This window comes from Pseudokineococcus basanitobsidens (assembly GCF_037482545.1).
GTDB lineage: Bacteria > Actinomycetota > Actinomycetes > Actinomycetales > Quadrisphaeraceae > Pseudokineococcus > Pseudokineococcus basanitobsidens.
Genome location: NZ_JBBIAA010000025.1, coordinates 1 through 24,962 on the forward strand (window position 1 = coordinate 1; position 24,962 = coordinate 24,962).

The 24,962-nt window shown below is 76.4% G+C and carries 22 protein-coding genes; 8 read left to right on the top strand and 14 right to left on the bottom strand.

Annotated features, from left to right (window positions below; genetic code table 11):
• Nucleotides 1-95: 95 nt before the first annotated feature.
• Nucleotides 96-809: an NUDIX hydrolase N-terminal domain-containing protein gene (locus WDZ17_RS14570; protein WP_339575900.1), complete on the bottom strand. Its 714-nt coding sequence runs from the start codon at nucleotides 807-809 to the stop codon at nucleotides 96-98.
• Complete coding sequence (locus WDZ17_RS14575; protein WP_339575901.1) at nucleotides 806-1,846, bottom strand: NAD(P)-dependent alcohol dehydrogenase; 1,041 nt, start codon at nucleotides 1,844-1,846, stop codon at nucleotides 806-808. Before WDZ17_RS14575 ends, WDZ17_RS14570 begins: the two co-directional genes overlap by 4 nt.
• Nucleotides 1,847-1,965: 119 nt before the next feature.
• On the opposite strand from WDZ17_RS14575, the gene WDZ17_RS14580 reads away from it, so the two are divergent.
• Genes WDZ17_RS14580 through WDZ17_RS14590 form a run of 3 tightly spaced genes read left to right on the top strand, consistent with a single transcriptional unit; the run spans nucleotide 1,966 to nucleotide 6,626 of the window.
• Nucleotides 1,966-5,007, top strand: coding sequence for an alpha/beta fold hydrolase (locus tag WDZ17_RS14580; RefSeq protein ID WP_339575902.1), 3,042 nt, complete (start codon nucleotides 1,966-1,968; stop codon nucleotides 5,005-5,007).
• Nucleotides 5,004-5,987: an ABC transporter permease gene (locus WDZ17_RS14585; RefSeq protein ID WP_339575903.1), complete on the top strand. Its 984-nt coding sequence runs from the start codon at nucleotides 5,004-5,006 to the stop codon at nucleotides 5,985-5,987. The genes WDZ17_RS14580 and WDZ17_RS14585 overlap by 4 nt, the downstream gene beginning before the upstream one ends.
• Before the next feature lie 36 nt (nucleotides 5,988-6,023).
• Complete coding sequence (locus tag WDZ17_RS14590) at nucleotides 6,024-6,626, top strand: GNAT family N-acetyltransferase (protein WP_339575904.1); 603 nt, start codon at nucleotides 6,024-6,026, stop codon at nucleotides 6,624-6,626.
• An 18-nt stretch (nucleotides 6,627-6,644) separates the two neighbouring features.
• Here WDZ17_RS14590 and WDZ17_RS14595 read toward each other — a convergent pair whose 3' ends face one another.
• The 10 genes from WDZ17_RS14595 to WDZ17_RS14640 form a co-directional block, all read right to left on the bottom strand.
• On the bottom strand, nucleotides 6,645-7,787 hold the full coding sequence (locus WDZ17_RS14595) for a hypothetical protein (RefSeq protein ID WP_339575905.1): 1,143 nt from the start codon (nucleotides 7,785-7,787) through the stop codon (nucleotides 6,645-6,647).
• A complete protein-coding gene (locus WDZ17_RS14600) occupies nucleotides 7,784-8,620 on the bottom strand; it encodes a GNAT family N-acetyltransferase (RefSeq protein ID WP_339575906.1) in 837 nt (278 codons plus the stop codon). The genes WDZ17_RS14595 and WDZ17_RS14600 overlap by 4 nt, the downstream gene beginning before the upstream one ends.
• Before the next feature lie 233 nt (nucleotides 8,621-8,853).
• Nucleotides 8,854-9,141: an HU family DNA-binding protein gene (locus WDZ17_RS14605; protein ID WP_339575907.1), complete on the bottom strand. Its 288-nt coding sequence runs from the start codon at nucleotides 9,139-9,141 to the stop codon at nucleotides 8,854-8,856.
• A gap of 217 nt (nucleotides 9,142-9,358) precedes the next feature.
• Nucleotides 9,359-10,414: an ornithine carbamoyltransferase gene (gene argF, locus WDZ17_RS14610; RefSeq protein WP_339575908.1), complete on the bottom strand. Its 1,056-nt coding sequence runs from the start codon at nucleotides 10,412-10,414 to the stop codon at nucleotides 9,359-9,361.
• An 82-nt stretch (nucleotides 10,415-10,496) separates the two neighbouring features.
• Nucleotides 10,497-11,513 carry a glycine betaine ABC transporter substrate-binding protein gene (locus tag WDZ17_RS14615; protein ID WP_339575909.1) on the bottom strand — a complete coding sequence of 339 codons (1,017 nt, stop codon included), beginning with the start codon at nucleotides 11,511-11,513 and terminating at the stop codon, nucleotides 10,497-10,499.
• A gap of 106 nt (nucleotides 11,514-11,619) precedes the next feature.
• Nucleotides 11,620-12,345 (bottom strand): ABC transporter permease, encoded by a 726-nt coding sequence (locus WDZ17_RS14620; protein ID WP_422631997.1) that lies wholly within the window; start codon nucleotides 12,343-12,345, stop codon nucleotides 11,620-11,622.
• A 152-nt stretch (nucleotides 12,346-12,497) separates the two neighbouring features.
• Nucleotides 12,498-13,778, bottom strand: coding sequence for an ABC transporter ATP-binding protein (locus WDZ17_RS14625; RefSeq protein ID WP_339575911.1), 1,281 nt, complete (start codon nucleotides 13,776-13,778; stop codon nucleotides 12,498-12,500).
• Nucleotides 13,771-14,412, bottom strand: a complete 642-nt coding sequence (locus WDZ17_RS14630) for an ABC transporter permease (RefSeq protein WP_422631998.1) — start codon at nucleotides 14,410-14,412, stop codon at nucleotides 13,771-13,773. Before WDZ17_RS14630 ends, WDZ17_RS14625 begins: the two co-directional genes overlap by 8 nt.
• 143 nt (nucleotides 14,413-14,555) lie before the next feature.
• On the bottom strand, nucleotides 14,556-15,398 hold the full coding sequence (locus tag WDZ17_RS14635; RefSeq protein ID WP_339575913.1) for an ANTAR domain-containing protein: 843 nt from the start codon (nucleotides 15,396-15,398) through the stop codon (nucleotides 14,556-14,558).
• Nucleotides 15,399-15,485: 87 nt separating this feature from the next.
• Nucleotides 15,486-16,628: a glutamate--cysteine ligase gene (locus WDZ17_RS14640; RefSeq protein ID WP_339575914.1), complete on the bottom strand. Its 1,143-nt coding sequence runs from the start codon at nucleotides 16,626-16,628 to the stop codon at nucleotides 15,486-15,488.
• Between the two features lie 183 nt (nucleotides 16,629-16,811).
• Here WDZ17_RS14640 and WDZ17_RS14645 point away from each other — a divergent pair, with 183 nt between their 5' ends.
• Entirely contained in the window at nucleotides 16,812-17,807 is a 996-nt protein-coding gene (locus WDZ17_RS14645) for an SDR family oxidoreductase (RefSeq protein ID WP_339575915.1), read from the top strand.
• 23 nt (nucleotides 17,808-17,830) lie between these two features.
• Here the strand turns inward: WDZ17_RS14645 and WDZ17_RS14650 are convergent, their stop codons facing one another.
• Nucleotides 17,831-18,205: a hypothetical protein gene (locus WDZ17_RS14650; protein ID WP_339575916.1), complete on the bottom strand. Its 375-nt coding sequence runs from the start codon at nucleotides 18,203-18,205 to the stop codon at nucleotides 17,831-17,833.
• Nucleotides 18,206-18,324: 119 nt separating this feature from the next.
• Here WDZ17_RS14650 and WDZ17_RS14655 point away from each other — a divergent pair, with 119 nt between their 5' ends.
• The 4 genes from WDZ17_RS14655 to WDZ17_RS14670 all read left to right on the top strand — a co-directional run bounded on the left by WDZ17_RS14655 (nucleotide 18,325) and on the right by WDZ17_RS14670 (nucleotide 23,453).
• Nucleotides 18,325-20,418, top strand: coding sequence for a PhoX family protein (locus WDZ17_RS14655; protein WP_339575917.1), 2,094 nt, complete (start codon nucleotides 18,325-18,327; stop codon nucleotides 20,416-20,418).
• 241 nt (nucleotides 20,419-20,659) lie between these two features.
• Nucleotides 20,660-21,061: an ankyrin repeat domain-containing protein gene (locus WDZ17_RS14660; protein WP_422631999.1), complete on the top strand. Its 402-nt coding sequence runs from the start codon at nucleotides 20,660-20,662 to the stop codon at nucleotides 21,059-21,061.
• Between the two features lie 149 nt (nucleotides 21,062-21,210).
• The gene (locus WDZ17_RS14665; RefSeq protein WP_339575919.1) at nucleotides 21,211-22,851 is read left to right on the top strand and encodes a catalase; all 1,641 of its coding nucleotides are present in this window, start codon (nucleotides 21,211-21,213) and stop codon (nucleotides 22,849-22,851) included.
• Between the two features lie 80 nt (nucleotides 22,852-22,931).
• Nucleotides 22,932-23,453, top strand: a complete 522-nt coding sequence (locus tag WDZ17_RS14670) for a GNAT family N-acetyltransferase (RefSeq protein ID WP_339575920.1) — start codon at nucleotides 22,932-22,934, stop codon at nucleotides 23,451-23,453.
• A gap of 203 nt (nucleotides 23,454-23,656) precedes the next feature.
• On the opposite strand, the gene WDZ17_RS14675 is transcribed toward WDZ17_RS14670, so the two are convergent.
• Nucleotides 23,657-24,910 (bottom strand): MFS transporter, encoded by a 1,254-nt coding sequence (locus WDZ17_RS14675; RefSeq protein ID WP_339575921.1) that lies wholly within the window; start codon nucleotides 24,908-24,910, stop codon nucleotides 23,657-23,659.
• Between the last annotated feature and the right edge of the window lie 52 nt (nucleotides 24,911-24,962).

Sequence of the window (24,962 nt, forward strand, 5' to 3'; positions counted from 1 at the left end):
GGCCGGGCGGGGCCCTGCCCCGCGAGTAGTCGTCGAAGTGCGGAGAGGCACGCCCTCCCGCGCGAATCGGCGCCGCCGTGCGCGCAGGGGTGGGCTCAGTCCAGCTCGGTCGGCAGGGACGGGTCGCGGTGGTGCGCCAGGCACCGCTCGAGCTCCCAGCGGGTGGTCCGGCCCTGGCTGAGCTCGGGGAGCTCGTCGAGGCCGAACCAGCCGATCTCCAGGGTCTCCAGCTCGTCCGGCGGGCGGACGTCGCCGGTCGCGCGGCAGAGGAAGAAGAGCTTGACGACGTCGACGCTCATCGACGGCCGGTGGCCACGGGTCTCGCGGTCCCAGCACCCGACGAGCCCGACCACCTCGGCGGCGTGGCCGGTCTCCTCCCGGACCTCCCGCAGCACGGCCGACGAGGGCGTGTCGCCGGGGTCCGCCCAGCCGCCGGGCGCGGACCAGCGTCCGTCCGTGCGCTCGCGCATGAGCAGCACCCGCTCGTCCTCGTCGACGAGGACGCCGCGGACGTCGACCTTCGGCGTCGCGTAGCCGGTGTCGCGGCGCTCCAGCTCGAGCGAGAGCTCGGCCGCGCCGTCGCCGGGCAGCCCGGACAGCACCGCCATGAGCTCGGCCGCCAGCGCGCGCGCCGTCTCGAAGCGCTCGCGGTCGTAGTCGGTCGGCGTGTAGGCCAGGCCGCTCTGCGCCAGCGCCGCCAGGCGCACGGCCACCGCACGGACGCGCTCCGCCGGAGCGGGGGCCCCGGCGCCGGCGTCGGACGCGGCGTCCAACGCGGCGTCGGCGTCGGCGTCGGGCACAGCGCTCACGGCACCACCACGCCGCGGCCGGTGAGCGTGCCCTCGTGCAGACGCTGGTACGCCGTCGGGGCCTCGTCGAGCGTGAAGGTCTCGGTCTCCACGGCGACCTGGCCGCGCTGCGCGAGCTCGACCACCTCGAGCAGCTCCTGCCGGTACCCCCAGTACGGCACCAGGACGCTGACCTCGTACGGCACCCGCCCGAAGCCGACCGCCATCGACGGGGCCCCCGGACCGATCCCCACGACGGTGAGGTCCCCGCCCACGCGGACGAGCTGCGGCGCGAGGTCGAGCGTCGCCTGCAGGCCCACGAAGTCCAGGACGACGTCGGCGCCCCGGCCGCCGGTGAGCTCACGGACCGCGCCCACCGCGTCCGGGGAGGAGGTGAGCGCCTCGTCCGCCCCGACCCGGCGCGCCAGGTCCAGCTTCGCGTCGCCGACGTCGAGCGCGACGACGCGTGCCCCCGTGAGCACCTTGAGGAGCTGGACGCCGACGTGGCCCAGGCCGCCGACGCCGATGACGACGGCCGTCGAGCCCGCGCCGAGCTTCGGCAGCGACCGCGAGACGGCGTGGTACGGCGTGAGGCCCGCGTCGGTCAGCGGCGCCGCCGCGACCGGGTCGAGGTCGCCGATCGGGACGAGGTGGCGGGCGTCGTCGACGAGCATCTGCTCGGCCATCGCGCCGGGGGCACCGAGCCCCGGAGGGGCGATGCCGAGCTCGGCCGCCCGCTCGCAGTAGTTCTCCTGACCGGCGGAGCAGCGCACGCAGCGCCCGCAGCCCCAGGGCCCGTAGACGACGACGCTGTCGCCGACGTCCACGCCGCTCACGCCCTCGCCGAGCGCGGCGACGCGACCGGCGCCCTCGTGGCCCAGGGTCAGCGGCAGCCCGTAGACGTACTCCTCCTCGGGCAGGCCCATCACGTGGTCGTCGGAGTGGCACAGGCCCGCCGCCGTCACGTCGAGGAGCACCTGGCCCGGCCCGGGCGACAGGTCCTCGACCTCCACCACCTCGGGCCGACCGCCGATCTCCCGGTACTGCACCGCCCTCATGGCCGCCGTCCTCTCCGTCGTCGTCGGTGCGGGGCCGCCGTCCGTGGACCTCGCGCCCGCCCGACGCTATGCCGAGGGGCGCGTCCCCGCCGTGCGGCACCGGGTGTGACGATGAACCCGTGGGACGACGCGCCGCGGGGGCGGCTCTGGCGGCGCTGGTCGGGCTGGTCCCCGCGTCGGCGGCGGCGGCATCGACGCCGTCCCTGCCCTCGCCGTCCCTGCCCTCCCCGTCCCTGCCCTCCCCGTCCGGGTCCTCGACGCCCTCCCCGAGCGCCTCCGGCGAGCCGGCCGAGGACGCCCCCGAGGTCGACGTCGAGACGTCCACCGTGCCCGTCGGCGCCGAGCCGAGCGCCCCCGACGACGACGTCGCGCTCGACGTCGCCGTCTACCGCACCCCGGGCGGCGGCACCGACCGGCGGCCGGCGGTGCTGCTCGCCCACGGCTTCCTCAGCACGCGCGAGGACCGCGACGCCCAGGCGCGCGACCTCGCCGCGGACGGCTTCGTCGTCCTCACCTGGACGGCGCGCGGCTTCGGCGACTCCGGCGGGCTCGTGCACCTGGACGCCCCGGACTTCGAGGTCGCCGACGCGAGCGCGCTCGTCGACGTCCTCGCGGGGCGCGACGACGTGCTGCTGGACGCCACGGGCGACCCGCGCGTGGGGCTCGTCGGCGCGTCCTACGGCGGTGCGCTGGGCCTGCTCCTGGCGGGGACCGACGACCGCGTCGACGCCGTCGCCGCCTCCGTCACCTGGCACGACCTCGCCGACGCGCTCGCGCCGTCCCCGGTGCTGGACCCCGACGCCCGGACCCCCGCCGCCGTCACCGACCGGGACCCCGGCGTGCTCAAGCGTGCGTGGCTCACCCAGCTCGTCGCGGCCACCGGCGCGCTGCCCGTCGGCAGCGGACCGGGGTCCTGCGGCCGCCTGGCCCCGGACCTGTGCGCCGGCTACCAGGACGCCACCGAGAGCGGTCGGCTCGGGGACGACCTGACGTCGCTGCTGCGTGCCTCGAGCCCCGCGACCGTCCTGGACGCGGTCGACGTGCCCGTGCTGCTCGCCCAGGGGCAGCAGGACAGCCTGTTCCCGCTCACCGAGGCCGACGCGACGGCCCGGGCGCTGCTCGACCAGGGTGTCGACGTCCGCGTCCGCTGGGTCGAGGGAGGGCACGACGGCGGCCTCAGCCGCGACGGCTTCGGGTCGGCCGACGGCGACGTCCCGCCCTTCCTGGCCGGCGCGCTCTCCTCGGCGGACGGCTCCGGCGTCCCGCCGACGACGGACGTCCCGGCCTTCGCCGCCGACCTGCCCGGCGGCGGTCAGGACCTCGAGGCCGCCCTGGAGGAGGTGCAGCAGTCGCCGGGCGCCCCGCCGGTCGCGGGTCCCGAGCAGCCCGAGGAGCGCGACGTCCTCGAGCTGGCGGCCTACCCGGGCACCGCCGGGAGCGACCCGCTCGAGGTCCGCGACGTGCCGCTGCTCGGCGACCCCCAGCAGGTGCTGTCCCCGACGGGCGGCACCCCGTCGTCCCTGACGTCGCTGCCGGGCGTCGGCGCCCTCGGCGGCGCCGCCGGGGGGCTCGCCTCGGCGCTCGCCGTCCTGCCGGGCCAGAGCGCGACGTTCGACTCCCCGCCGCTGGAGGAAGACGTCCTCGTCAGCGGTGCACCCTCGGTGCGCCTCGTCGTCACCTCGACGGCGCAGGACGCGACCTTCTTCGCGAGCCTGCTCGAGGTCGACGAGACGGGCGGTGCCGAGCTGCCGCGCGGGCTCGTCTCCCCGGTGCGGCTCACCGGGCTGACGCCGGGCGAGCCGACGCGCGTCGACGTGGCGCTGCCGGCCGTCGTCCACCGCTACGCGAGCGGCAGCACGCTGCGGCTCGCGGTGTCCAGCACCGACCAGGCCTACGCCGTCCCGGACGACGGCCGCGTCTACGGCGTCGCCCTGGCCACCGAGGACGCCGACCCGGCCGTCGCGCTCCCGGTCGCCCCGGTCGACGAGGTCGTCACCGTCTCGGCGGGGACGGCGGCGGGCGTCGACGTGCCCTGGGGCCTGGTGGTCGCGCTGGCCGTCGTCCTGCTGCTGTCCGCGCTGCTCGGCCCGGTCGGCCGCCGCCTCGAGCGGCGCGGCGCCCGGCCCGCCACCGTCCCGGCGCTCGGCGGCGGCGTCCTCGCCGGGGCCGCCTCGCTCGAGGGCGACGGGCCGCCGCCGCCGCTCGTGGTCGACGGGCTCGCGCTCGTGTACGCCAACGGGCTGCGCGCCGTCGACGGCGTGAGCTTCACCGTCGGCCGCGGCCAGGTCGTCGGCCTGCTCGGGCCCAACGGTGCCGGCAAGACCTCGGCGCTGCGGATGGTGCTCGGCCTCGTGCACCCCACCGAGGGCCGCACGCTCGTCCTCGGCCACCCGGTCGTCCCGGGCGCCGAGGTGCTGTCCCAGGTCGGGGCCTTCGTCGAGGGCCCGGGCCTGCTCCCGCACGTCTCCGGCATCACGAACCTGCGCCTGGCCTGGCAGGCGACCGGCCGTCCCCTCGAGGACGCACGGATCGACGAGGTGCTCGAGATCGCCGCCCTCGGCGACGCCGTCCACCGCCCGGTCCGCGGCTACAGCCAGGGCATGCGCGCCCGCATCGCCATCGCCCAGGCGATGCTCGGCCTGCCCGACCTCCTCGTGCTCGACGAGCCGACCAACGGCCTCGACCCGCCGCAGATCCGGGCGCTGCGCGACGTCCTGCGCTCCTACGCCTCGTCCGGCCGTGCGGTCCTCGTCTCCAGCCACCTGCTGGCGGAGGTCGAGATGACCTGCACGCACGCCGTCATCATGCGGCGCGGGCAGGTGGTCGCCGGCGGGTCCGTGGAGGAGCTGACCAGCGGCGCCGGCGGGCACGGCGGGACCTCGGTCGTCGTGGACGACGTCGCCGCGGCGCGGGCGGCGCTCGCCGCCCTGCCGGGCGCCCGCGTCGACGAGGGGCGCGGCGACCCCGGCCCCGGCGTCGCAGGTGCCGGCGTCGGAGGTGCGGGCGGCGCGTCGCAGGGACCGGACGACGGGGAGCTGCTCGTCTCGGGCGTCGAGCCCGAGGACGTGGTGCGCGCGCTCGTGGGGGCCCGCGTGGGCGTGCACCGGGTCGCCCCGCGGCGCCGGCTGGAGGAGGTCTTCCTGGAGGTGACGGGCACGTGAGCGCGGAGGGCACCACGTCGGCGCAGGAGCCGCCCCGCGGGGAGGCGCACCCGAGCGGGACGGACGAGCTGGCGCGGGCGCTGGACGAGGGCGGCGCCCCCGACGAGGTCGCCGCCCCGGACGGGCGGTGGGCGCCGGCCGGCACCGGGGCGGCGGAGGGCTTCGCCGCCCGTCGCACCCTCACGGTGCGCGCGGAGGCGGCGCGGCAGGTCACGCGGCGGCGGACCCTCGTGACGGCGGTCCTGCTCGCGGCGCTGCCGCTGATCCTCGTGGGCGCCTTCGCCCTCGGCAGCGAGGAGGACACGGGCGCACCGGACTTCGTGGCGCTGGCCACCGAGAGCGGCGCGAACCTCGCGCTCTTCACCCTCTTCGCCGCCACGGGGTTCCTGGTCCCCCTCGTCGTGTCGCTGCTGTGCGGGGACCCGCTGTCCTCCGAGGCGAGCTGGTCGAGCCTGCGCTACCTGCTCGTGTCGCCGGTCCCGCGCGGGAGGCTGCTGCGCAGCAAGCTCGTCGTCGCCCTCCTCTCCTCGGTGGTGGCGGTCGCCGAGCTCATGGTCGTCGCGTACCTGGTCGGGACGCTCGCGTACGGCACCGACCCCCTGACCTCCCCGGGCGGGGAGACGTTCACGACGGGCGGCGGGGTGTGGCGGCTCGCCGTCGCCACCGCGTACGTCCTGCTCGGGACCCTCGCCTTCGGCGGCTTCGCCTTCTTCGTCGGGACCCGCACCGACGCCCCCCTCGCGGCGGTCGGCAGCGCCGTGCTCCTCGTCGTCGTCTCGACGGTGCTCGACCAGATCGACGCCCTCGGCGACCTGCGGGAGGTGCTGCCGACGCACTACCAGTACTCCTGGGTGGGCCTGCTCCAGGCCGAGCCCGCCTGGGACGACCTGCTCGCCGGGAGCCTGTGGGCGCTGCTGTGGGCGGTCGTCGCGGTCCGGCTCGGGTTCTGGTCCTTCCGCCGCAAGGACGTCCTGAGCTGAGCCCCGACGTCGGCCCCCGGTGCCACGATCACCGCCGTGGAGAGCTCGACGGGCCGCCGGACGACGACAGGGACGACGGCGGCGACGACGCCGGGGCCGACGACGGAGGAGCGGCTCGTCGCGCGAGCGGTGGCGCCGCAGGAGGCGGACGACGCGGGGCTGCGGAGGGACCTCCTCGCCACCTGGGTCGACGTCTCCGAGGCCGGGGGCGCGGTCGGCTTCGTCCCGCCCGTGGACCCGGCGGCGGTGGCGTCGGCGCTCGACCACCTGCTGGACCGGGTGCGCAGCGGCACCGACGTGCTCGTCGTCCTGCAGGAGGAGCCGTCCGGGCGGGTCGTGGGCCTGGGCGTGCTGGTGCGCGGGACCGTCGCGCTGACGGCGCACTGGCGGACGGTGCGGCGGCTCATGGTGCGGCCCGAGCGGCAGGGCCGGGGCGCTGGCCGACTGCTGCTCGAGGGCGTGCACGACGCCGCGCGCGACCTGGGCCTCGAGCAGCTCGCCCTCACCGTCCGGGGCGGGCAGGGCCTCGAGCCCTTCTACGAGCGGCTCGGGTACGTCGAGTGCGGCCGGATGCCCGGAGCCCTGCGGATCGCGCCGGGCGACGACCGCGACGAGGTGCAGATGGTGCGGCGGCTCTGACGGGTCCGCCGCGGGCCGTCAGCCCCCGATCGGGTCCCGGCCCTGCGTGACGCCGAGGTGCAGGTGGTCGGCGTGCAGGTCGTCGCTGAAGTACCCGCCGGTCTGCCCCTCCTGCCGCGGGCCGTCGAGGTCGACCGGCCCGCCCACCTCGGTCGCGCCCGCGGCCCCGGCCGTGCGCAGGGCCTGGACGACGACGTCGCGGGAGGCCGGGTCCACGACGGGCCGGCCGTCCACCCGCCACACGTCGACGGCGCGCCCGCGCGAGTGGTTGGACGTCCGGTCGGTCCCGAAGACCTCGACCGGGTGACCCGTGCGCACGACCGACACGTCGAGCACGTGGTCGCGGGCGACCCCGAGGAGCACGCGCAGGACGGCGTCGTCGACGAGGCCGCTGCGGACGTCGGCGGCCGCGGCGTCCGGCAGCCGCACGTGCGGCGACGCCAGCACCTCCTCGACGAGCGGGCGCGCCCCCGAGGGGGCGGGGCGGGCGTCGGCGGGCCGCACGCCGGTCACCCGCCAGCGGCCGTCGGGCGACGGGGCCGTGCGGACGTCGAGGGTGGTCCCACGGCGCACGAGCCCCCCGTCGGCGCTGCGCAGCCGTTGCTCGACGACGACCATGACGCTCGCGGCGTCCTCCGTCAGGCCGCCGTACTGCGGGTAGACGACCTCCGCCGCGGCCGCCGTCGCCCCCGCGTCGGCGAGCGGCTCCAGCGCGGCGGCGAGCGCCGACGCGTCGACCCCCTCGCCGAGGAGGCCGGCGACCGCCGAGCGCTCGACGAGGGCGGCGGCGGCCCCGTCCCCGGCGGAGCCCCAGGAGCCGGCGCCCTCGACGAACCTCGCCGCGGCGGTCTTGACCTCCGGCCGCACCTCGCCGGGGCCGGCCGTCCACGGCTCGGGCGTCGGCAGCGGTGCGGGCGCGGGGCCGGGCGCCGGTGCGGTGGGCGGAGGCGTCGGGGAGGACGACGCCACCGGACCTCCGGACGACGTCGCGGGACCCGCGGACGGCGTCGCGGGCGCCGAGGTCTGCGCGCCCGAGGGGTCGCTGCAGCCGGTGACCACCGCCAGCACGACCAGCGCCGTCCCCGTCGTCCGCGCGCGGGCACGGCGTCGACCGCCCGACGACGACGGCGCGGCGCGCGCCCGCGGGGCGCCCGGGCTCACGCGGCGGCGGGGCGGTGCTCCACCGGCTGCTGCACCGGCTCCTGCACCGACTGCTGCACCGGCTCCTGCACCGACTGCTGGGACGCACGACGCGGCCGGGGCGGTGCCGGGGCGGCGACCTCGGGCCCGCCGGCCAGGGCGCACCGGTAGGTGAGCACGACGACGCCGTCCCGGTCGGCCCGCTCGCGCACGCGCTCCCAGCCGAGCCGCTCGTAGAAGGCCGCGGCGCCGCTGTCGGCCCGCGTCACGAGCTCGGCGACCTCGGTCCCGGCGCCGCGGGCGGCGTCCGCGAAGGCCGCGAGGAGGGCCTCGCCGACCCCGGCCCCCCGGGCGGCGGGGGCGACCACGACCGCGGCGACGACCGCGACGGCGCCCTCGGCCGCACCGGCGTCGTCCGCGGTGCCGGGGGAGTCGCGGCCCAGGAGCCTGCGTGCGTAGGGCCGCAGCCGGGTGCGGGCGAAGCGGGCGGCGGTGCGCGGGCGGCGGAGCAGCGCGAGCGCGGCCGCGAGGGCGAGCGGCCCGCGGTGGTGGGCGACGACCTCGCGCACGTGGGCGACCTGGTCCGTGGCGCCCACGAGGAAGCCCACGGGGACCCGTCCCCGCGCGCCGGCGTCGAGCTCCGCGACGAGCGCGACCCCGTGGCGGCCACCGAGGTGCGTCGCGTGCCACCGCCGGACGAAGCGGGTGCCCAGGCTCGGGAAGAAGCCGTGCGGCAGGTGGAGCACCTGCCAGCGGGCCGTGCGCGGGAGGTCGGAGGCCGTGGCCGGTCGGACGACGACCGAGGACGCCGACCGCGGCCGCGAGACGGCCTCCTGCCGGGAGGACGGGGTCACGACCGCACTCCTTCTCTCGACGGGCAGTGGCGCCGGGTGACGCCCTGTCACATCATCGGCGGCCGTCCCTCGAACGGGTGGTGCGACACGCAGGCCCCGCCACCCCGGCCGCCGGCGCGCGGGGGGCCGCCCGGAGGCCTGCGCGCGGAGCGGTCCCGGACGCGGACGACGCCCGCCCCTCGGGGGGCGGGCGTCGTCGAGGCGCGGTCCGGCCGTCGTGGCCGGGGGCGGGCTCAGCTCTTGGCGGCGGCCTTGAGCTTGCTGCCGGCCTTGATGCTGACGCCGGTGGTGGCGGCGATCTCGATGGACTCGCCGGTGCGGGGGTTGCGGCCCTGGCGGGCGGCGCGCTCGACGGTCTCGACGCTCATGAGGCCCTGGATCGTGACGCTGTCACCGCTGGAGACGGCGTCGGTGAGGACGTCGGCGAAGCCGCCGAGGACCTTGTCGACGTCGCCCTTGGACACGTCGCCGTCGAGCTTGTCGGCGATCTTCTGGACGAGCTCGTTGCGGTTGATGGACACGCGGGACCTCCAGGTCGGGCCGGTGGGCCGGCCGGTCTCTCGGCGCCCGCCGGGAGCGGGGCGCCTCGTCGGGTGGTGTCGTTCGGTGCGGTGGTGCCGGTCGAGCTGGGTCGTCGGGGAGGCCCCGTCGACCCGGTGCACGCTGAGTGCTCGGCGACGACCCTACGCGCTGCCGGGGCGCCGGGGGCGGACGCGGTCCGTGCCGCCGGGCGCGTCGTCAGGCGCCGGTGCCCGCCAGGGTGGCCACCATGACCGCCTCGATGGTGTGCCGGCGGTTCTCCGCCTGGTCCCACACGACCGACGCGGGGCCGCGGAACACCTCGTCGGTCACCTCCATCTCCGTCAGGCCGTGGCGGGCGTGGACGGCGCGGCCGAGCGACGTGCCGAGGTCGTGGAAGGCGGGCAGGCAGTGCATGAAGCGGACGTCCTCGACGCCCGTCGCGGCGAGCACGCCGGCGTCGACGCGGTACGGCACGAGCAGGGGGATGCGCTCGTCCCACGCGCTCTCGGGCTCGCCGAGCGAGACCCACACGTCGGTGTGGACGAAGTCGGCGCCCTGCACGCCGGCGGAGACGTCGTCGGTGACGGTGAGGCGCGCGCCGGTGGCGCGCGCGGTCTCCCGGACGGCCGCGAGGACCTCCGCGGACGGCTGGAGCGGCTCGGGGGCCACCACGCGCGCGTCCATGCCCGTGAGCGCCGCCATCGCGAGCAGGGACGCCGCGACGTTGCCGCGCCCGTCGCCGAGGAAGGCGAAGGACGTCTCGGCCAGCGGCCGGGGCGAGTGCTCGGCCATCGTCAGCGCGTCGCACAGCGACTGGGTCGGGTGCCACTCGTCCGTCAAGCCGTTCCAGACGGGCACCCCGGAGACCTCCGCGAGCAGCTCGACGGTGGCCTGCGCGGCCCCGCGGTACTCGATGCCGTCGTAGAGCCGCCCGAGCACGCGACCCGTGTCCTCCACCGACTCCTTGTGGCCGAGGTGCGAGCCGGCCGGGTCGAGGTAGGTCGTGGTCGCGCCCTGCCCCGCGGCGGCGAGCTCGAAGGCCGCGCGGGTGCGGGTGCTCGTCTTCTCGAAGAGCAGGGCGACGGCGCGCCCCTCGAGCCGCCGGCGCGAGGTGCCGGCGCGGTGCTCGGCCTTGAGGCGCGCGGCGAGGTCGAGCAACGCGGACCACTCCTGCGGGGAGTGGTCCAGCTCCCGCAGGAAGCTGCGTCCTCGCAGGTCGACGTCGCGGTGCGGGTCGGCGTGGCCCGGGGCGGAGGTGGTCGTGTCGCTCACCGGCCCGATCCTGCCGTGGTCCCCGTCGCGTCGAGGACCACGGGCACCGGCGCGGCGCCGGTCGTGGTGGTTCCCGCGCCCGTCAGGAGCGGACGTCGACCGGCTCGCACTCCTCGCACGTGACGAACCCCTCCGAGGCGAGCCAGTCGCGGGCGACGAGGGCCGGGTCCTCCCCGTCGACGTCCACGCGGCGGTTCAGCTCGATGAGGACGTCGTTGCTGAGGGCCTGGCTGATCGGCTGGAGGACGTCCGCCAGCTCGGGGTGCGCGTCCAGCGTCTCGGTGTGGAAGACGAGGGCGGCGTTGTAGGCGGGGAAGAAGTCGCGGTCGTCCTCGAGGACCGTGAGGTCGAGGGCGGCGATGCGGCCGTCGGTCGTGAAGACCTCGCCGAAGCTGCAGCTGCCTGCTGCCGTCTCGGAGTAGACGACGCCGAGGTCGTAGATGCCCACCTGGTCGGCCGGCACGCCCTCGGGGGAGCCGAGCGGCAGGTCGTAGGCCTCGAGCAGCGGCTCGAAGCCGTCGGAGCGGCTGCGGAACTCCGGCTCCAGGCAGAAGGTGCGGTCCTCGACGGGCACCTCGGCGATCTGCGAGGTCGTCGTGATGCCCAGCTCGGCAGCGGTGCCCGGTCCCATGGCGAACGCGTAGGCGTTCTCCATCGGCGACGGCGGCAGCCAGGTCAGGCCGTTCTCCACGTCGAGGTCGCGGACGGCCTCGTACTGCTCCTGGGGGTCGGGGATGGTCTCCGTCTGCCCCAGGTAGGTGAGCCATGCCGTCCCCGTGTACTCGAACTGGACGTCGCTGCCGCCCTCCACGAGCGAGCTGCGGGCGGAGACGCTGCTGGGGATGCCGGACCGGTCGACGACGTCGGCGCCGGCCACGTCGAGCGCGATGGCCAGCATCTTCGTGAGGATCAGCTGCTCGGTGAAGCTCTTGCCGGCGACGATGACCTCGACGTCCTCCAGCGACGGCACCACCTCGATGGAGCCCGGCTCGGCGGCGGGGATGAACTGGTTGGCGCCCTGCAGGCCGCAGGACGCCGTCGACGTGACGAGCGCGGCGGCGACGGCGCTCGCGGCGAGGGTGCGGCGGGAGATGCGCATGGGTGCCTTCCGGGCGTGGCCGCGGGGGCGGCCGAGCGGTGGAGCGAGGAGCGGGACCGTGCGGGCCAGACGGGCGGACACGTCGGGCGGAGGCGTCGGGCGGGGCTCAGAGCCCCTTCGGGCGGGCGACCTCCTCGACGACGCGTCCCAGCCAGTCCACGAGCAGGGCCAGCAGGGCGACGAGCAGGGCGCCGGAGGCCAGCAGGAGGGGGTCGTCGAGCGTGATGCCCGTGGTGATGAGCTCGCCGAGGCCGCCGCCGTTGATGAAGGCGGCGAGCGTCGCGGTGCCCGTGACGAGGACGAGCGCCGTCCGGACCCCGGAGAGCATGACCGGCACGGCCAGCGGCAGCTCGACGCGGACGAGCACGGCGGCGGAGCTCATGCCCATGCCGCGGCCCGCCTCCACCAGCCGCTGGTCGACGCCGCGCAGGCCCGTGATGGTCCCGGCGAGGACGGGCAGCACGCCGTAGGCGACGAGGGAGACGACGGCGGTCCGGAAGTCCGCGCCGAGCCAGATGGCGAGCAGCACGATGAGACCGATGGCGGGGGCGGCCTGGCCGAAGTTCGCCACGAGGACGACCGGTCCGGCGGCGCCGCGGGCCCCGGGCCGGGTGAGCAGCACCCCGAGCGGGATGCCGATGACGAGGACGACCAGGGAGGCCGCCACCGTGAGCGAGAGGTGCTCGCCCGTCAGCGACAGGACGGATCCCGGCGTGAGCAGCGGCGCGGCCGTGCCGCTCACCTCGGTGAGGTTGAGCCACAGGGCGTAGAGACCGAGGACGGCCAGCACCACCAGCGGTTGCACCACGAGCCTGGCGTGCTCGCGCAGCACGCCGCGGCGGCGCTCCGGCTCCTCGGACCCGGCGGGGGTCCCGGCCTCCTGCACGCCGGGCGCCTCGCGCTCGGCGCGTCCCTCACGGGTCTCGTCGGCGAGGTCCTGCGCCGGGCGGCCGTCCCCACCGCCGGGGCTGGTCGTCGTCGTGCTCACGCGGCACCCTCCTCGACCGGGCGGGTGTCCTCGAGGGCGCGGGCGGTGTCGTCGTCGTTGCCGGCGACGGGCGTGGCCTCGCGGCTCTCCCGGCGGCGCGAGGTCTGCACGGCCTCGATGGCCGTCTGGACGAAGAGCACGCCCTCGTAGCCGTCCCGGCGGCCGGTGACGACCACGCCGCCGTAGCTGGAGCCGAGCATGGCGTCCAGGGCGTCGTTGAGCGTCGAGCGCCGGCCCACGGTGGGAAGGTCGTCGGCCCGGTCGCCGACCCGCTCGCCCTCCTCCTCCAGCTGGCGCACCCACACCCACCGGAGGGGACGGTTCCGGTCGTCGAGCACGACGGCCGCGGCGTCCTGGGCCGCGCGGGCCCGCGCGGCCACGTCGGCGACCGGCTCGCCGACCCGTGCGGTCGTCGTCTGCTCGAGGCCGTCGAGGTCGTCCACGCGGACGAGCGTCAGCGCCTTCAGCGCCGCCCCCGAGCCCACGAAGTCGCCGACGAAGCTGTCGGCCGGGTGCGAGAGGACCTCGGCCGGCGTGTCGTACTGCACGACCCGTGCGCCCTCGCCGAGCACGACGATGCGGTCGCCGAGCTTGACGGCCTCGTCGAAGTCGTGCGTGACGCACACGATCGTCTTGTGCAGCTCGTCCTGGATGCTGAGCAGCTCGTCCTGCAGGCGCTGCCGGGTGATGGGGTCCACGGCGCCGAAGGGCTCGTCCATGAGCAGCACCGGCGGGTCGGCCGCGAGCGCCCGGGCGACGCCGACGCGCTGCTGCTGGCCGCCGGACAGCTCCCGGGGGAAGCGGTCGCGGTAGCGCCTCGGGTCCAGGCCGACGAGCTCGAGCAGCTCGTCCGTGCGCTCGGCGATGCGCCTGCGGTCCCAGCCGAGCATGCCGGGGACGATGCCCACGTTCTTGGCGACGCTCATGTGCGGGAAGAGGCCGCCCGCCTGGATGACGTAGCCGATCTCCCGGCGCAGCTCGTCGCCGTCGAGGGACAGGACGTCACGCCCGCCGATGGTGATGGTGCCGCTCGTCGGCTCGATGAGCCGGTTGATCATCTTGAGCGTCGTCGTCTTCCCGCAGCCCGAGGGGCCGACGAGCATGACGATCTCCCCGGCCGGGACCTGCAGGCTGATGCTGTCGACGGCCGGGGCGCCCTGGCCCGGGTACGCCTTCGTGACGCCCACGAGGTCGATGGCGGCGCCGCTGACGCCCTCGCCACCGCTCGCGAGCGAGCCGGGGGAGGGAGCGGTCTGGGTCGCGGAGCGGTCAGGCACGGATCCCCCTGGGGGTGGTCAGCCGTCCGAGCAGGACGAGCAGCAGGTCGAGGACGAGGGCGAGCACGACCACCAGGAGCGTCCCGGTGAGCGCGGACTCGAGGGCGTTCGCGCCGCCGAGCCGGGTCAGGCCGGTGAAGATGAGGCCGCCGAGGCCGGGGCCGGTGACGTAGGCCGCGATCGCCGCGATGCCCATGGTCATCTGGGCCGAGACCCGGACGCCGGAGAGGATCACGGGCCAGGCCAGGGGCAGCTGCACGCGCAGGAGGCGGCGCGAGCGGCCCATGCCGAGGCCCTGCGCCGCCTCGAGGAGCTGGCCGTCCACGCCGGAGAGGCCGACGACCGCGTTCCGCCAGACGACGAGCAGGGCGTAGAAGGTGACGGACACGACCGCGGCGGTGATGCCCTGCCCGGTGGCGCCGTACACGAGGGCGATGACGGCCAGCGCGGGCAGCGTCAGGCCGATCGAGGAGACGGTCGAGGCCAGGCCGCGCGCCCAGGCGCGGCGGTGGCAGACCACGCCCAGCGCGGTCCCGAGCACGGTCGCCAGGAGGACGCACTGCACCACCAGGCTGACGTGCTGGAAGCCCTGGAAGGCGATCTGCTCGCGGCGCTCGACCACGAAGTCCCACAGGTCCATGGGGCGGGACGCTAGGCGGAGCCCTCGTGCCCGGCGAACCAGCCCGCGTCCGGGCGGCCCGCTCTGGCGCCGAGACCTGTTGTGCCGCAGCGGTTCAGGCGGTCACGTCACGATGTGGTCACTGCGCCGGCCCGGGATCAGGCGGAGGGGGCGCGAGCCGCCTCGGCGGCGGCCTCGAGGCCGCCGAGCGCGAGCACCTGCTCGGCGACCTCCGCCACCTTGCGTCGCGCCGAGCGCGACGCCCGGCGGAGCTCGCCGAAGGCGTCGGTGGCGTCGACCTGGCGCTGCGCCATGAGGTAGCCGACCGCCCGCTCGACGACGACGCGGTGGTCGAGGGCGTGCTGGAGCTGCTCGGCGAGCCGTGAGGAGCCCTCGGCCGCCGCGGCGGTGCGCAGCAGGCCGGCGGCCAGGCGCGCCGAGGACTCGAGGACCTCGAGCTGCGCGGGGCTCCACTCACCCGTCTCCTCGCGGACGGCGACGAGGCAGCCGACCGGGCCGCCCGCCACCGCGACCGGGACGGTGGCGACGGCGCGCGGCGCGCCACCCCTCGGGGCGGGGGTGCTCCCGTCCGGGCCGCGCCCGGAGTCGCGGCGCAGGACGTCCCCCTCGGACCCGACGTCGCGCCCGGCGCCGTCGGCACGCAGCGCCGGGCCGAGCGAGGGCCAGCGCGGGTCGACGAGGACGTCGGAGGTCGCGCGCGGCGAGCCGAGCACCTGGGCGTCCGTCGCGGGCCCGGACACGACCTCGTCCTCCGCCTCCTCCAGCGTCCGGGACGCGGAGCCCGTCCAGGCGACGCAGGCGAGCCGGCCCCCGGCGTCGCGGAGCATCAGCCCGGCCGAGGCCAGGGGGAGGGCGGAGGAGAGGGCCGAGAGCACCTCCGCGAGGGAGTCGGCGGCGGAGGAGCCGAGCGCCGGGGAGCCGTCCAGCTCCTGCAGGCGGGAGAGCCCGGCACGGAGGGCCTCGGGGTCGACGTCGGTCATCCACCCATGGTGACAAGGACGGGGGGCCCGCGCCCGTCGGCGCCACCCCCGTCCACCGTCCGCCGTTCCGGCCGCGGGGCGGCGGGCTCAGGCGGGCAGCGGCGTCCCGGCGCGCAACTCGGCCACGAGGGCGTCGACGACGGCGACGAGGTCCCCGCCGCTGCGGGCGGCGACGGCGCGCTGGCGCTGGTAGCCGGCGCCGCGGCGGGGGATCAGCTCGACGGCGGCGAGGGCGTCGGTGCACCCGAGGTCGCGGGCCACGGGCTGCAGGTCCTCGAGCAGGTCTGCCAGGTCGTCGGTCACCAGGCGCTCGCGCCCGGCTGCGTCCAGCACGACCTCGGCGTCCAGGCCGTAGCGCGCGGCACGCCACTTGTTCTCCTGCACGTGCCACGGCGGCATCGAGGGCAGGTGCTCGCCGGCGGTGAGCCGGCGGTCGAGGTCGACCACGAGGCAGTGCACGAGCGCCGTGACCGCGCGCAGCTCGGCCAGCGTCGGGACGCCGTCGCAGACGCGGACCTCGATCGTCCCCAGGTGCGGCGCCGGCCGGATGTCCCAGCGGACGTCGGACAGCGAGTCGATGACGCCGGTCCGCAGCTGGTCGTCGACGAAACCCTCGTACTGGCTCCACCGCTCGAAGGCGAAGGGGAGGCCGGCCGTCGGCAGCTGCTGGAACATCATGGCGCGGTTGCTGGCGTAGCCGGTGTCCGTCCCGGCCCAGAACGGCGACGACGCCGTCAGCGCCTGGAGGTGCGGCGCCCGGGTGAGCAGCGCGCCGAGGACGGGGAAGACCTTGTCCGCCGAGTCCAGGCCGACGTGCACGTGGACGCCCCAGATGAGCATCTGCCGGCCCCACCACTGCGTGCGCTCGATGAGCTCGGCGTACCGCTCGCCGTCGGCCAGCTGGTCGGTCGACCACTGCCCGAAGGGGTGCGTGCCCGAGCACGCCAGGTCGACGCCGAGCGGCTCGGCGACGGCGCGGACGGCGGCCAGCGTCGCGTCGAGGTCCTCGGCGGCCTCGTCGGCGTTCTCGCAGACGCCGCTCACGACCTCGACGGTGTTGCGGAGCAGCTCTCCGGTGACCGCGCCCTCGCGGACGGTGCCGGCGGCGCGCACCCCGTCCAGCACGTCGGCGGCGACGCCCGCGAGGTCCCGCGTGCCGCGGTCGACGAGCGCGAGCTCCCACTCGACGCCCACCGTGGGCCGCGCGGAGGGGGTGAAGGCGACGGCCACGGGATGATCGAAGCACGCCCGGCCGCGCGCCCGGGCTCCGCCGGGGACCCGGCCGCCGGGACGACCGGGGCCGGGCCGGGCGACGGCTCCGCTCGCCCGCGCGAGGTCGGAGGGCTTTGCTGGGCGTCGAGGACGGCCCCGGGAGCCGACGGGGACGACCACCGAGGCGAGGAGGAGCACGTCATGGCACGCAGGACAGCCGTCGTCACCGGGGGGACCGCCGGCGTGGGCCGGGCGACCGTCCGCGAGCTCGCCGCGCAGGGCTGGGACGTCGCCGTCCTGGCCCGGGGCCGCGCCGGCCTGGACGCCGCGGTCGCCGACGTCGAGGCGGCCGGCCGTCGCGGCCTCGCCGTGGTCTGCGACGTCGCCGACCACGCCGCGGTCGACGCCGCCGCCGAGCGGGTCGAGTCCGAGCTCGGCCCCGTGGGCGCGTGGGTGAACGTCGCCTTCGTCGGGTCGCTGGCGCGGTTCTGGGACACCACGCCCGAGGAGTACCGGCGGATGACGGAGGTCACCTACCTCGGGCAGGTCAACGGCACCCGCGCGGCGCTACGGCACATGCGGCCCCGGGACGCCGGCGTCGTCGTCAACGTGGGGTCGGCGCTGTCGCACCGCGGGATCCCGCTGCAGTCCGCCTACTGCGGGGCGAAGCACGCCGTGAAGGGCTTCACCGAGTCGGTCCGCGTCGAGCTGAAGGCCGAGGGGAGCCGCGTCCGGGTGTGCCAGGTGATGCTCCCCGGCCTGAACACGCCGCAGTTCGACTGGAACCTCACGCGGATGGAGCACCACCCGCAGCCCGTGGCCCCGATCTTCCAGCCCGAGACCGCGGGACGCGCCATCGCCTTCCTGGCCGCGCACCCGCGCCGGATGATGTGGGTCGGCGTCTCGACCGCGTACACGATCCTCGGCGAGCGCGTGGCGCCGTGGCTCGTGGAGGCCTACCTCGCGCGGACGGGCATCGACGGCCAGCAGGTGGCGAAGGACCTGCCGCGGCACGGCTCCAACGTCTTCGAGGCCCGGGACGAGCACGCCGACCGCGGGGCGCACGGCGCCTTCGACGACCGGGGCCTGTCGTCGGACCCGTGGTCGGCGGTCTCCATGCGGCGCGGCGCCCTGGGTGCGGCGGCGGCGGGCGTCGGTGCCGCGGTCGGGGCCCTGGCGCTGCTGCGTCGGCGCTGACGCCGCTCCCGGGCCCGACCGGGTCAGGGGAGCCGGCGGTAGCGGCGCACGCCCCAGACGCACCACCCGGCGGCCACGGCGGCGTCGGCGAGCGCGGCTCGCCGGCGACGCGCGTCGCCCAGGCCGAAGGCCGCCGCGGTGAGGGCGTGGACGGCGTCGACGGCGGCGCCGCCTCCCACCGCGAGGTGCGGCGGCAGCAGCCGGGCGCCGGCGGCCTGCACGAGGTGCCGCGCGCCGAGCACGCGGACGACGCGACGGGCGCGCACGTCCGGCTCCCGCCCGGCGAGAGACCGCTCGACGAGACCGGGCGCGAGGAGGCACACGGTCCCCCAGGCGGCCCGGGCGACGTCGGGCGTCGTGGAAGGGTGCCGCGGGGCGGCCGTCGGCGAGGCGCTCATCCGGCCAGGGTGCGTCGGTCGGCGACGTCGCGCCCGTCGACGCGAGGTGTCACCCGCTGTTCACGTCGACGTCCTTCTCGTCCCGTCTGTCCGTCGCCCGGGCTCAGCAGCCTGCGGCCATGACGACGACGAGCTGCTCCCCCGCCCCCGAGGCCCGTGAGCCGGAGCCCCGGGTCGCGCCCCGGACCGGGCCCCGGACCGGGCCGCGCCGCGGCCTGCGCCAGCCCCTGCCGATGACGGGCCACACGCTGGGCTCCCGCTCGGCGCAGACCTGCCACTTCCGCTGCGGCGACGCGTGCCTGACGCCGAGGCCCAGCTCCTCGACCGCCCCGCCGTTCGAGGAGCTGGCGCAGCAGGCGGTCGGCCGCCGGGCGCTGCTCGCCGGCCTGGGGGCCGCCGCCGTCGCGGGCGCCGCCCTGGCGCCGCGGCAGGCCCGGGCCGCCGGCCGCGCTCGGGGCTCGCGCGCCGCCGCGGTCGTGGCCCCCGGCGCCGCGGCGCCCGCCGGCGCCCTCGCCGGCTTCGCGCCCGTCGGCCCGGTGCCCGCCGACGTCGACGACGTCGTCGTGCCCGACGGCTGGGAGTGGCACTGCGTCATCGCCTGGGGCGACCCCGTGGTCGCGGGCGCGCCCGCGTTCGACCTCGACGCGCAGACGCCCGAGGCCCAGCTGACGCAGTTCGGCTACAACTGCGACTACCTCACGGTGCTGCCGCTCGGCGGCTCCGGGAAGCGGGCCCTGCTCGTGGCGAACCACGAGTACACCAACGAGAACATCATGTTCCCGGGGTACACGGACGACGCGTCCCTCACCGCCGAGCAGCGGATGATCTCCATGGCCGCGCACGGGATGTCGGTGGTCGAGGTCCGCCGCGACGGGCCGGGCCGCCCGTGGCGCTCGCTGCCGTCGCGCTACGGCCGCCGCATCACCGCCTCGACCACGCCTTTCCACCTCACGGGCCCAGTGGCGGGCAGCGAGCTCGTGCGGACGTCGGCGGACCCGGAGGGACGCACCGTGGTCGGCACCCTCAACAACTGCGCCGGCGGCACGACCCCGTGGGGCACGGTCCTGTCCGGCGAGGAGAACTTCCAGGGCTACTTCAGGAGCAGCGACCGGCTCGACCCGCGCAACGGCGTCTACGGCATCAGCGACACCGGGCGGGGCTGGGACCTCGGCGACGAGCGCTTCGACACGGCGAAGGAGCCGAACGAGGTCAACCGGTTCGGCTGGATCGTCGAGGTGAACCCCTTCGACCCCTTCTCGACGCCCCGCAAGCACACGGCGATGGGCCGCTTCCGGCACGAGGGCGCGACGCCGTCGATCGCCGAGGACGGGCGCGTCGTCTGCTACATGGGCGACGACACCGGCGGCCAGCACCTGTACAAGTTCGTCTCCCGCGACCGGGTGGCGCAGCGCCCCCGGTCCGGCCGGGAGAACGACGTCCTGGAGCACGGCGACCTCTACGTCGCGCGCTTCGCCGTCGACGGCGAGCCGAGCAGCGACCACGACGGCACCGGCGAGTGGCTGCCGCTGACGCTCGGCGGCCGGTCCGTGGTGCCCGGGATGAGCCTCGAGGAGGTGCTCGTCTTCACGCGCACCGCCGCGGCGGCGGTCGGTGCCACGCCGATGGACCGCCCCGAGGACGTCGAGCGGAACCCGGTGACGGGCAAGGTCTACATGGCGTGCACCAACAACTCCGGGCGCCGCGAGCCGGGCCCGGCGAACCCGCGCGTGCGCAACCGGTACGGGCACGTCGTGGAGATCACCGAGGACGGCGACCAGACGGCGACGACCTTCACGTGGGCGCTGCCCGTCGTGTGCGGCGACCCGGAGGACCCGAGCACCTACTTCTCGGGCCTGCCGGCGTCGGAGGTCATGCCCATCGCCTGCCCGGACAACGTGGCCTTCGACGCCTACGGCGGCCTGTGGGTCTCCACGGACGGCCAGCCCGGGTCGCTCGACCTCGCCGACGCCCTCCACCACGTGGCCACGGAGGGACCCTTCCGCGGGAAGGTGACGACCTTCCTCACCGTGCCGGTCGGCGCGGAGACCTGCGGGCCGCTCGTCGACGCCGAGGAGGGCAGCGTCATGGTCTGCGTCCAGCACCCCGGCGAGGTGGACGGCGCCAGCGTGGAGAACCAGGTCTCCCGCTTCCCCTACGACGGCGCGGTCCGGGTGCCGCGGCCGGGCGTGGTGCAGGCGCTGCCCCGGCGATGACCGGGTGACGACGGCCCGGTGACGACGGCGGCCCGGTGAAGGCGGCCCGGTGACGACGGCCGTCGTCACCGGGCCCCCGTCGGTGCGGCGCCCTACCGTCGTGGGCATGAGCCAGGACACGACCGGAGACGGCCCGGGGGAGCGGGAGGCCGCGTACGGAGGGCACGGCGACGCCCCGCCCCCGACCCCCGGCACCAGCCCGCGGGGGCCGGCGGAGGCCGAGGGCGGCTCCGCCTCGGCCGTGCCGGAGCTCACGGACGACGAGCTCGCCTTCCTGCACGGCGTCTTCGACGCCGCGCGCGAGGGCCGCGCCGACGAGCTGGCCCGGGTGGTGGACGCGGGCGTGCCGGTGGACCTCACGAACTCCTCCGGCGACACGCTGCTCGTGCTCGCCGCCTACCACCAGCAGCCGGCGGCCGTCCGCGTCCTGCTGGAGCGCGGGGCCGACGTCGAGCGCACGAACGACCGCGGGCAGTCGGCGCTCGCGGCGGGTGTCTTCCGCCAGGACGCCGAGGTCGTGCGGACGCTGCTGGCCGCCGGGGCGGACCCGCACGCCGGGCCGAGGTCGGCCGTCGAGACGGCTCGGGTGTTCGAGCTGCCGGAGATGCTCGCCCTGCTCGAAGGAGGCTCGTCCGCGCCGTGAGCGGGTCCCGGCACGGGGTGCCGCACGCCGTCCTCGTCGGCTAGGTTGGAACCAGTCCAGACAAGGCCACGGGCGGCACGCGCCGCCCACCGGCCCGGCGCGCGCACGTGCCGGGCCGACGGCGAGGGACGACAGAGAGGGCATCCGCGATGACGACGACCGAGGACCGCGGCCAGCACGTGCTGACCAACCGGCAGGGCCACCCCGTCTACGACAACCAGAACCAGCGCACCGTGGGCTCCCGCGGCCCGGCGACGCTCGAGAACTACCAGTTCCTCGAGAAGATCAGCCACTTCGACCGCGAGCGGATCCCCGAGCGTGTCGTCCACGCCCGCGGCACCACCGCCTTCGGCCACTTCGAGGCGACGGGGCAGTGGGGCGACGAGCCGATCGAGCGCTTCACCCGCGCCCGGCTGTTCGCCGAGGCCGGCAAGAAGACCGACCTGGCGATCCGCTTCTCCACCGTCGCCGGCGGCCGGGACTCCTCCGAGGTGGCCCGCGACCCGCGCGGCTTCGCGGTGAAGTTCTACACCGAGGACGGCAACTGGGACCTCGTCGGCAACAACCTCGCGGTGTTCTTCATCCGCGACGCCATCAAGTTCCCCGACTTCATCCACAGCCAGAAGCCGGACCCGGTCGACTTCGAGCGCCAGGTCGCCAACCGTGTCTTCGACTTCATCAGCCAGAGCCCCGAGGCGCTGCACATGATCACGCTGGTCTTCGGGCCGCGCGGGATCCCGGCCTCCTACCGGACCATGCAGGGCTTCGGCGTCAACACGTACAAGTGGGTCAACGCGGCCGGCGAGACGAAGCTCGTCAAGTACCACTGGCTCCCGCAGCAGGGCGTGAAGTCCTACACGGCGGCCGACGCCGCCGTGGTGCAGGGCTCAGACCTCGGCTCGCACACCCGCGACCTCTACGACGCGATCAACCGCGGCGACCACCCGAAGTGGGACCTGTACGTCCAGATGATGGACGACCACGACCACCCGGAGCTCGACTTCGACCCGCTGGACGACACCAAGGTCTGGGACGAGACGCAGTTCCCGCTGGGCAAGGTCGGGACCATGACGCTCACCGGCACGCCGACCGACTTCTTCACGGAGAGCGAGCAGATCGCCTTCGGGACCGGCGTCCTCGTCGACGGGCTCGACTTCTCCGACGACAAGATGCTCGTCGGGCGCACGTTCTCCTACAGCGACACCCAGCGCTACCGCGTCGGGCCGAACTACCTCCAGCTGCCCGTCAACTCCCCGAAGGGCACCCGCGCGGCGACCAACCAGCGCGACGGCGCCATGGCGTACGTGGTGGACCGCCCCGAGGGCGCCAACCCGCACGTCAACTACGAGCCGTCCACGCTGGGCGGGCTGCGCGAGGGCGACTACCCCACGCACGACGAGCAGGGCCCGGAGATCACGGGCCGGCTCACGCGCAAGCGCATCGCCCGCACGAACGACTACCTGCAGGCCGGCCAGCGCTACCTGCTGTCGGAGCAGTGGGAGAAGGACGACCTGGTGGCCAACCTCGTCGACGGGCTCTCCGCCTGCGACCGGCACATCCAGGAGCGGATGGTCTGGCACCTGCTGATGTGCGAGGACGAGCTCGGCGGCCGGGTCGGCGAGGGCATCGGCATCAGCGCGGACGACGTCCGCCACCTGGACCCGCTGCCGACGCAGACCCTCAGCCCCGAGGAGACCCAGCGCGTCGAGAACCTCGGCAAGAACGGGCCGCGCGACGTCTCCGGCGTCTCGCTCACCCACGTCGTGCCGAACGAGCGCGTCGAGCGCTGACCACCGGCTCCGCACGGGGCCACGAGCACTCCCCGCAGGCCGCACCGGACGTCCGGTGCGGCCTGCGGCATGCTCGGGCCGTGACGAGCGCCGCTGGTCCCCGGACGAGGCCGGCCGTCGCCGACGAGGTCCGCTGGGTCGAGACCACCTGGGACGACCCGGCGGCGACGGCGCTGCGCGCGGCCATGGACGTCGAGATGGGCGAGCGGTACGCCCACGTCGAGGACGTCTTCTCGACGCTCGTCATGCCCGCCGGCACGCGGTGGCTCACGACGTGGGTGGCGCTGCGGGGCGAGCAGCCGCTCGCCACCGCGACGCTGCGGTGGCTGGGGGAGGGGCCCGGACGCCTCGCCGAGGTGAAGAAGGTCTACGTCGCGCCGGCCGGCCGTCGCCAGGGCCTCGCGAGCGCCGCGCTGGGGCGGGTCGAGCAGACCGCGCGCGAGCTGGCGGTCGGGCGCCTGCACCTGCACACCGGGAGCCTCCAGCCCGAGGCGATCGCCCTCTACGAGCGGGAGGGCTGGCAGCGCGTCCCCGTGTTCCCGCCGTACGAGGTGCTGCCCGTCAGCGTGTGCTTCACGAAGCCGGTGCCCGCCCGGCCGTGAGCCTCGACGCCCTCCCGTGGCGAGAAGTCGTCGACGTGCGGGGGGACGGCGCCCTTCGCCGCGAGAAGTCGTCGAAGTGCGGCAGAACGGCGTCCTTCGTGACGAGAAGTCGTCGAAGTGCGGAAGAACGGCGCCCTTCGTGACGAGACGTCGTCGACGTGCGGGGGGACGGCGCCTGCTGGCGGTGGTCTCGGGCCTGCGCGTCAGGTCGAGGGGGACGGCTCGGGGACCCGACGGCCCGCCGCCACCGCGACCGAGCCGACGCCGAGGAGCAGCACGGTGAGCGAGCCGACGACCACGAGCAGCGGCACGGCCCAGGAGCCCGTCGCGCCGTGGACGGCCCCGAGCACGGAGGGCCCGAGCGCGGCGAGGGCGTAGCCGCCGCCCTGCACCAGCGCCGACGTCCGTCGGGCCTGGCGGTCGCTCGCGGACATGCGGACGACGAGCAGGAAGACGATCGTGAAGACGCCGCCCTGCGCGACGCCGCCCAGGGCGGCGAAGACGAGCCACCGCTCCGGGGCCAGCAGGAGCCCCACCGGCAGGGCGAGCCAGCACGCGCCGACGACGCCGAGCGCGACGACGGGGGTCGAGCGGGCGAGCAGCACGGGCACCCCGAGCGCCCCGACGACGGCGAGCAGCTGGAAGACCGACGACGCGGCGCCCGCCGTGGCCGCCGACTGCCCGACGCGGTCGGCCAGCAGCGTGGGCAGCCAGGCGGTGAGCCCGTAGTAGGAGAAGGCCTGGCCGCCGAAGCCGAGCATGAGCAGCCACGGCGCCCAGCCCGGCTGGCGGGCCACGTGCGGGGCGTGGCCGGCACGGGCGCCCCGCTCGGCGGGCGGGTCCTCGGGCAGCCGCCTGCGGCGCACCGTCGCCAGCGCCCACAGCAGCGCCCCGACGACGACGAGCACGAGCCACGACGCCGTCGCCGTCCGCCAGCCGAGCCGGGCCGCCAGCGGCTCCGTGCCGAGCGAGGTGAGCATCGCGCCGACGTTGAGCGCGGCCGTGTAGGCGCCCGTGACGCCGCCGGCCCGGGACGGGCGGACGGACCTCCGGATGATGACCGGGACGACGATGTTCCCGATGGTGATGGCCGTGCCGATGACGGCCGTGCCGGCCAGCACGACGCCGGTGCCGCCGCCCGAGGAGCGCAGCAGCACGCCGACGGTGATGCCGGCGAGGCAGGCCCAGACGGCGGTCTCCGGCCCGGCGCGCGCGATCAGCGCGGACGCGAGCGGCGTCATGACGGCGAAGCAGACGACCGGGATGGTCGTCAGCAGCCCGGCGGTCGCGGCGGTGAGCCCCAGGTCGTCCTGCACCCGGGCGAGGACGGGGGCCACCGTGACGATGGGCCCCCGCAGGCTCAGCGCGAGGACGAGGACGGCGGCGACGACGAGCGCGGCCTGCGGCGCCCTCCGGGCGGCGCCTGCCCGTCGTACGTCGGTCGCCGGTCCGCTCACCCGCGCATCGTGCCCGAGGCCACCGGTGCGCGAGGACGCCGACCGCTGCGCG

What these genes read in the sequence shown, in the direction of transcription:
- WDZ17_RS14575 (WP_339575901.1), bottom strand. Translation starts at nt 1,846, where the DNA reads ATGAGGGCGGTGCAGTACCGGGAGATCGGCGGTCGGCCCGAGGTGGTG.
- WDZ17_RS14655 (WP_339575917.1), top strand. Translation starts at nt 18,325, where the DNA reads ATGACGACGACGAGCTGCTCCCCCGCCCCCGAGGCCCGTGAGCCGGAG.
- WDZ17_RS14650 (WP_339575916.1), bottom strand. Translation starts at nt 18,205, where the DNA reads ATGAGCGCCTCGCCGACGGCCGCCCCGCGGCACCCTTCCACGACGCCC.
- WDZ17_RS14615 (WP_339575909.1), bottom strand. Translation starts at nt 11,513, where the DNA reads ATGCGCATCTCCCGCCGCACCCTCGCCGCGAGCGCCGTCGCCGCCGCG.
- WDZ17_RS14645 (WP_339575915.1), top strand. Translation starts at nt 16,812, where the DNA reads ATGGCACGCAGGACAGCCGTCGTCACCGGGGGGACCGCCGGCGTGGGC.
- WDZ17_RS14665 (WP_339575919.1), top strand. Translation starts at nt 21,211, where the DNA reads ATGACGACGACCGAGGACCGCGGCCAGCACGTGCTGACCAACCGGCAG.
- WDZ17_RS14635 (WP_339575913.1), bottom strand. Translation starts at nt 15,398, where the DNA reads ATGACCGACGTCGACCCCGAGGCCCTCCGTGCCGGGCTCTCCCGCCTG.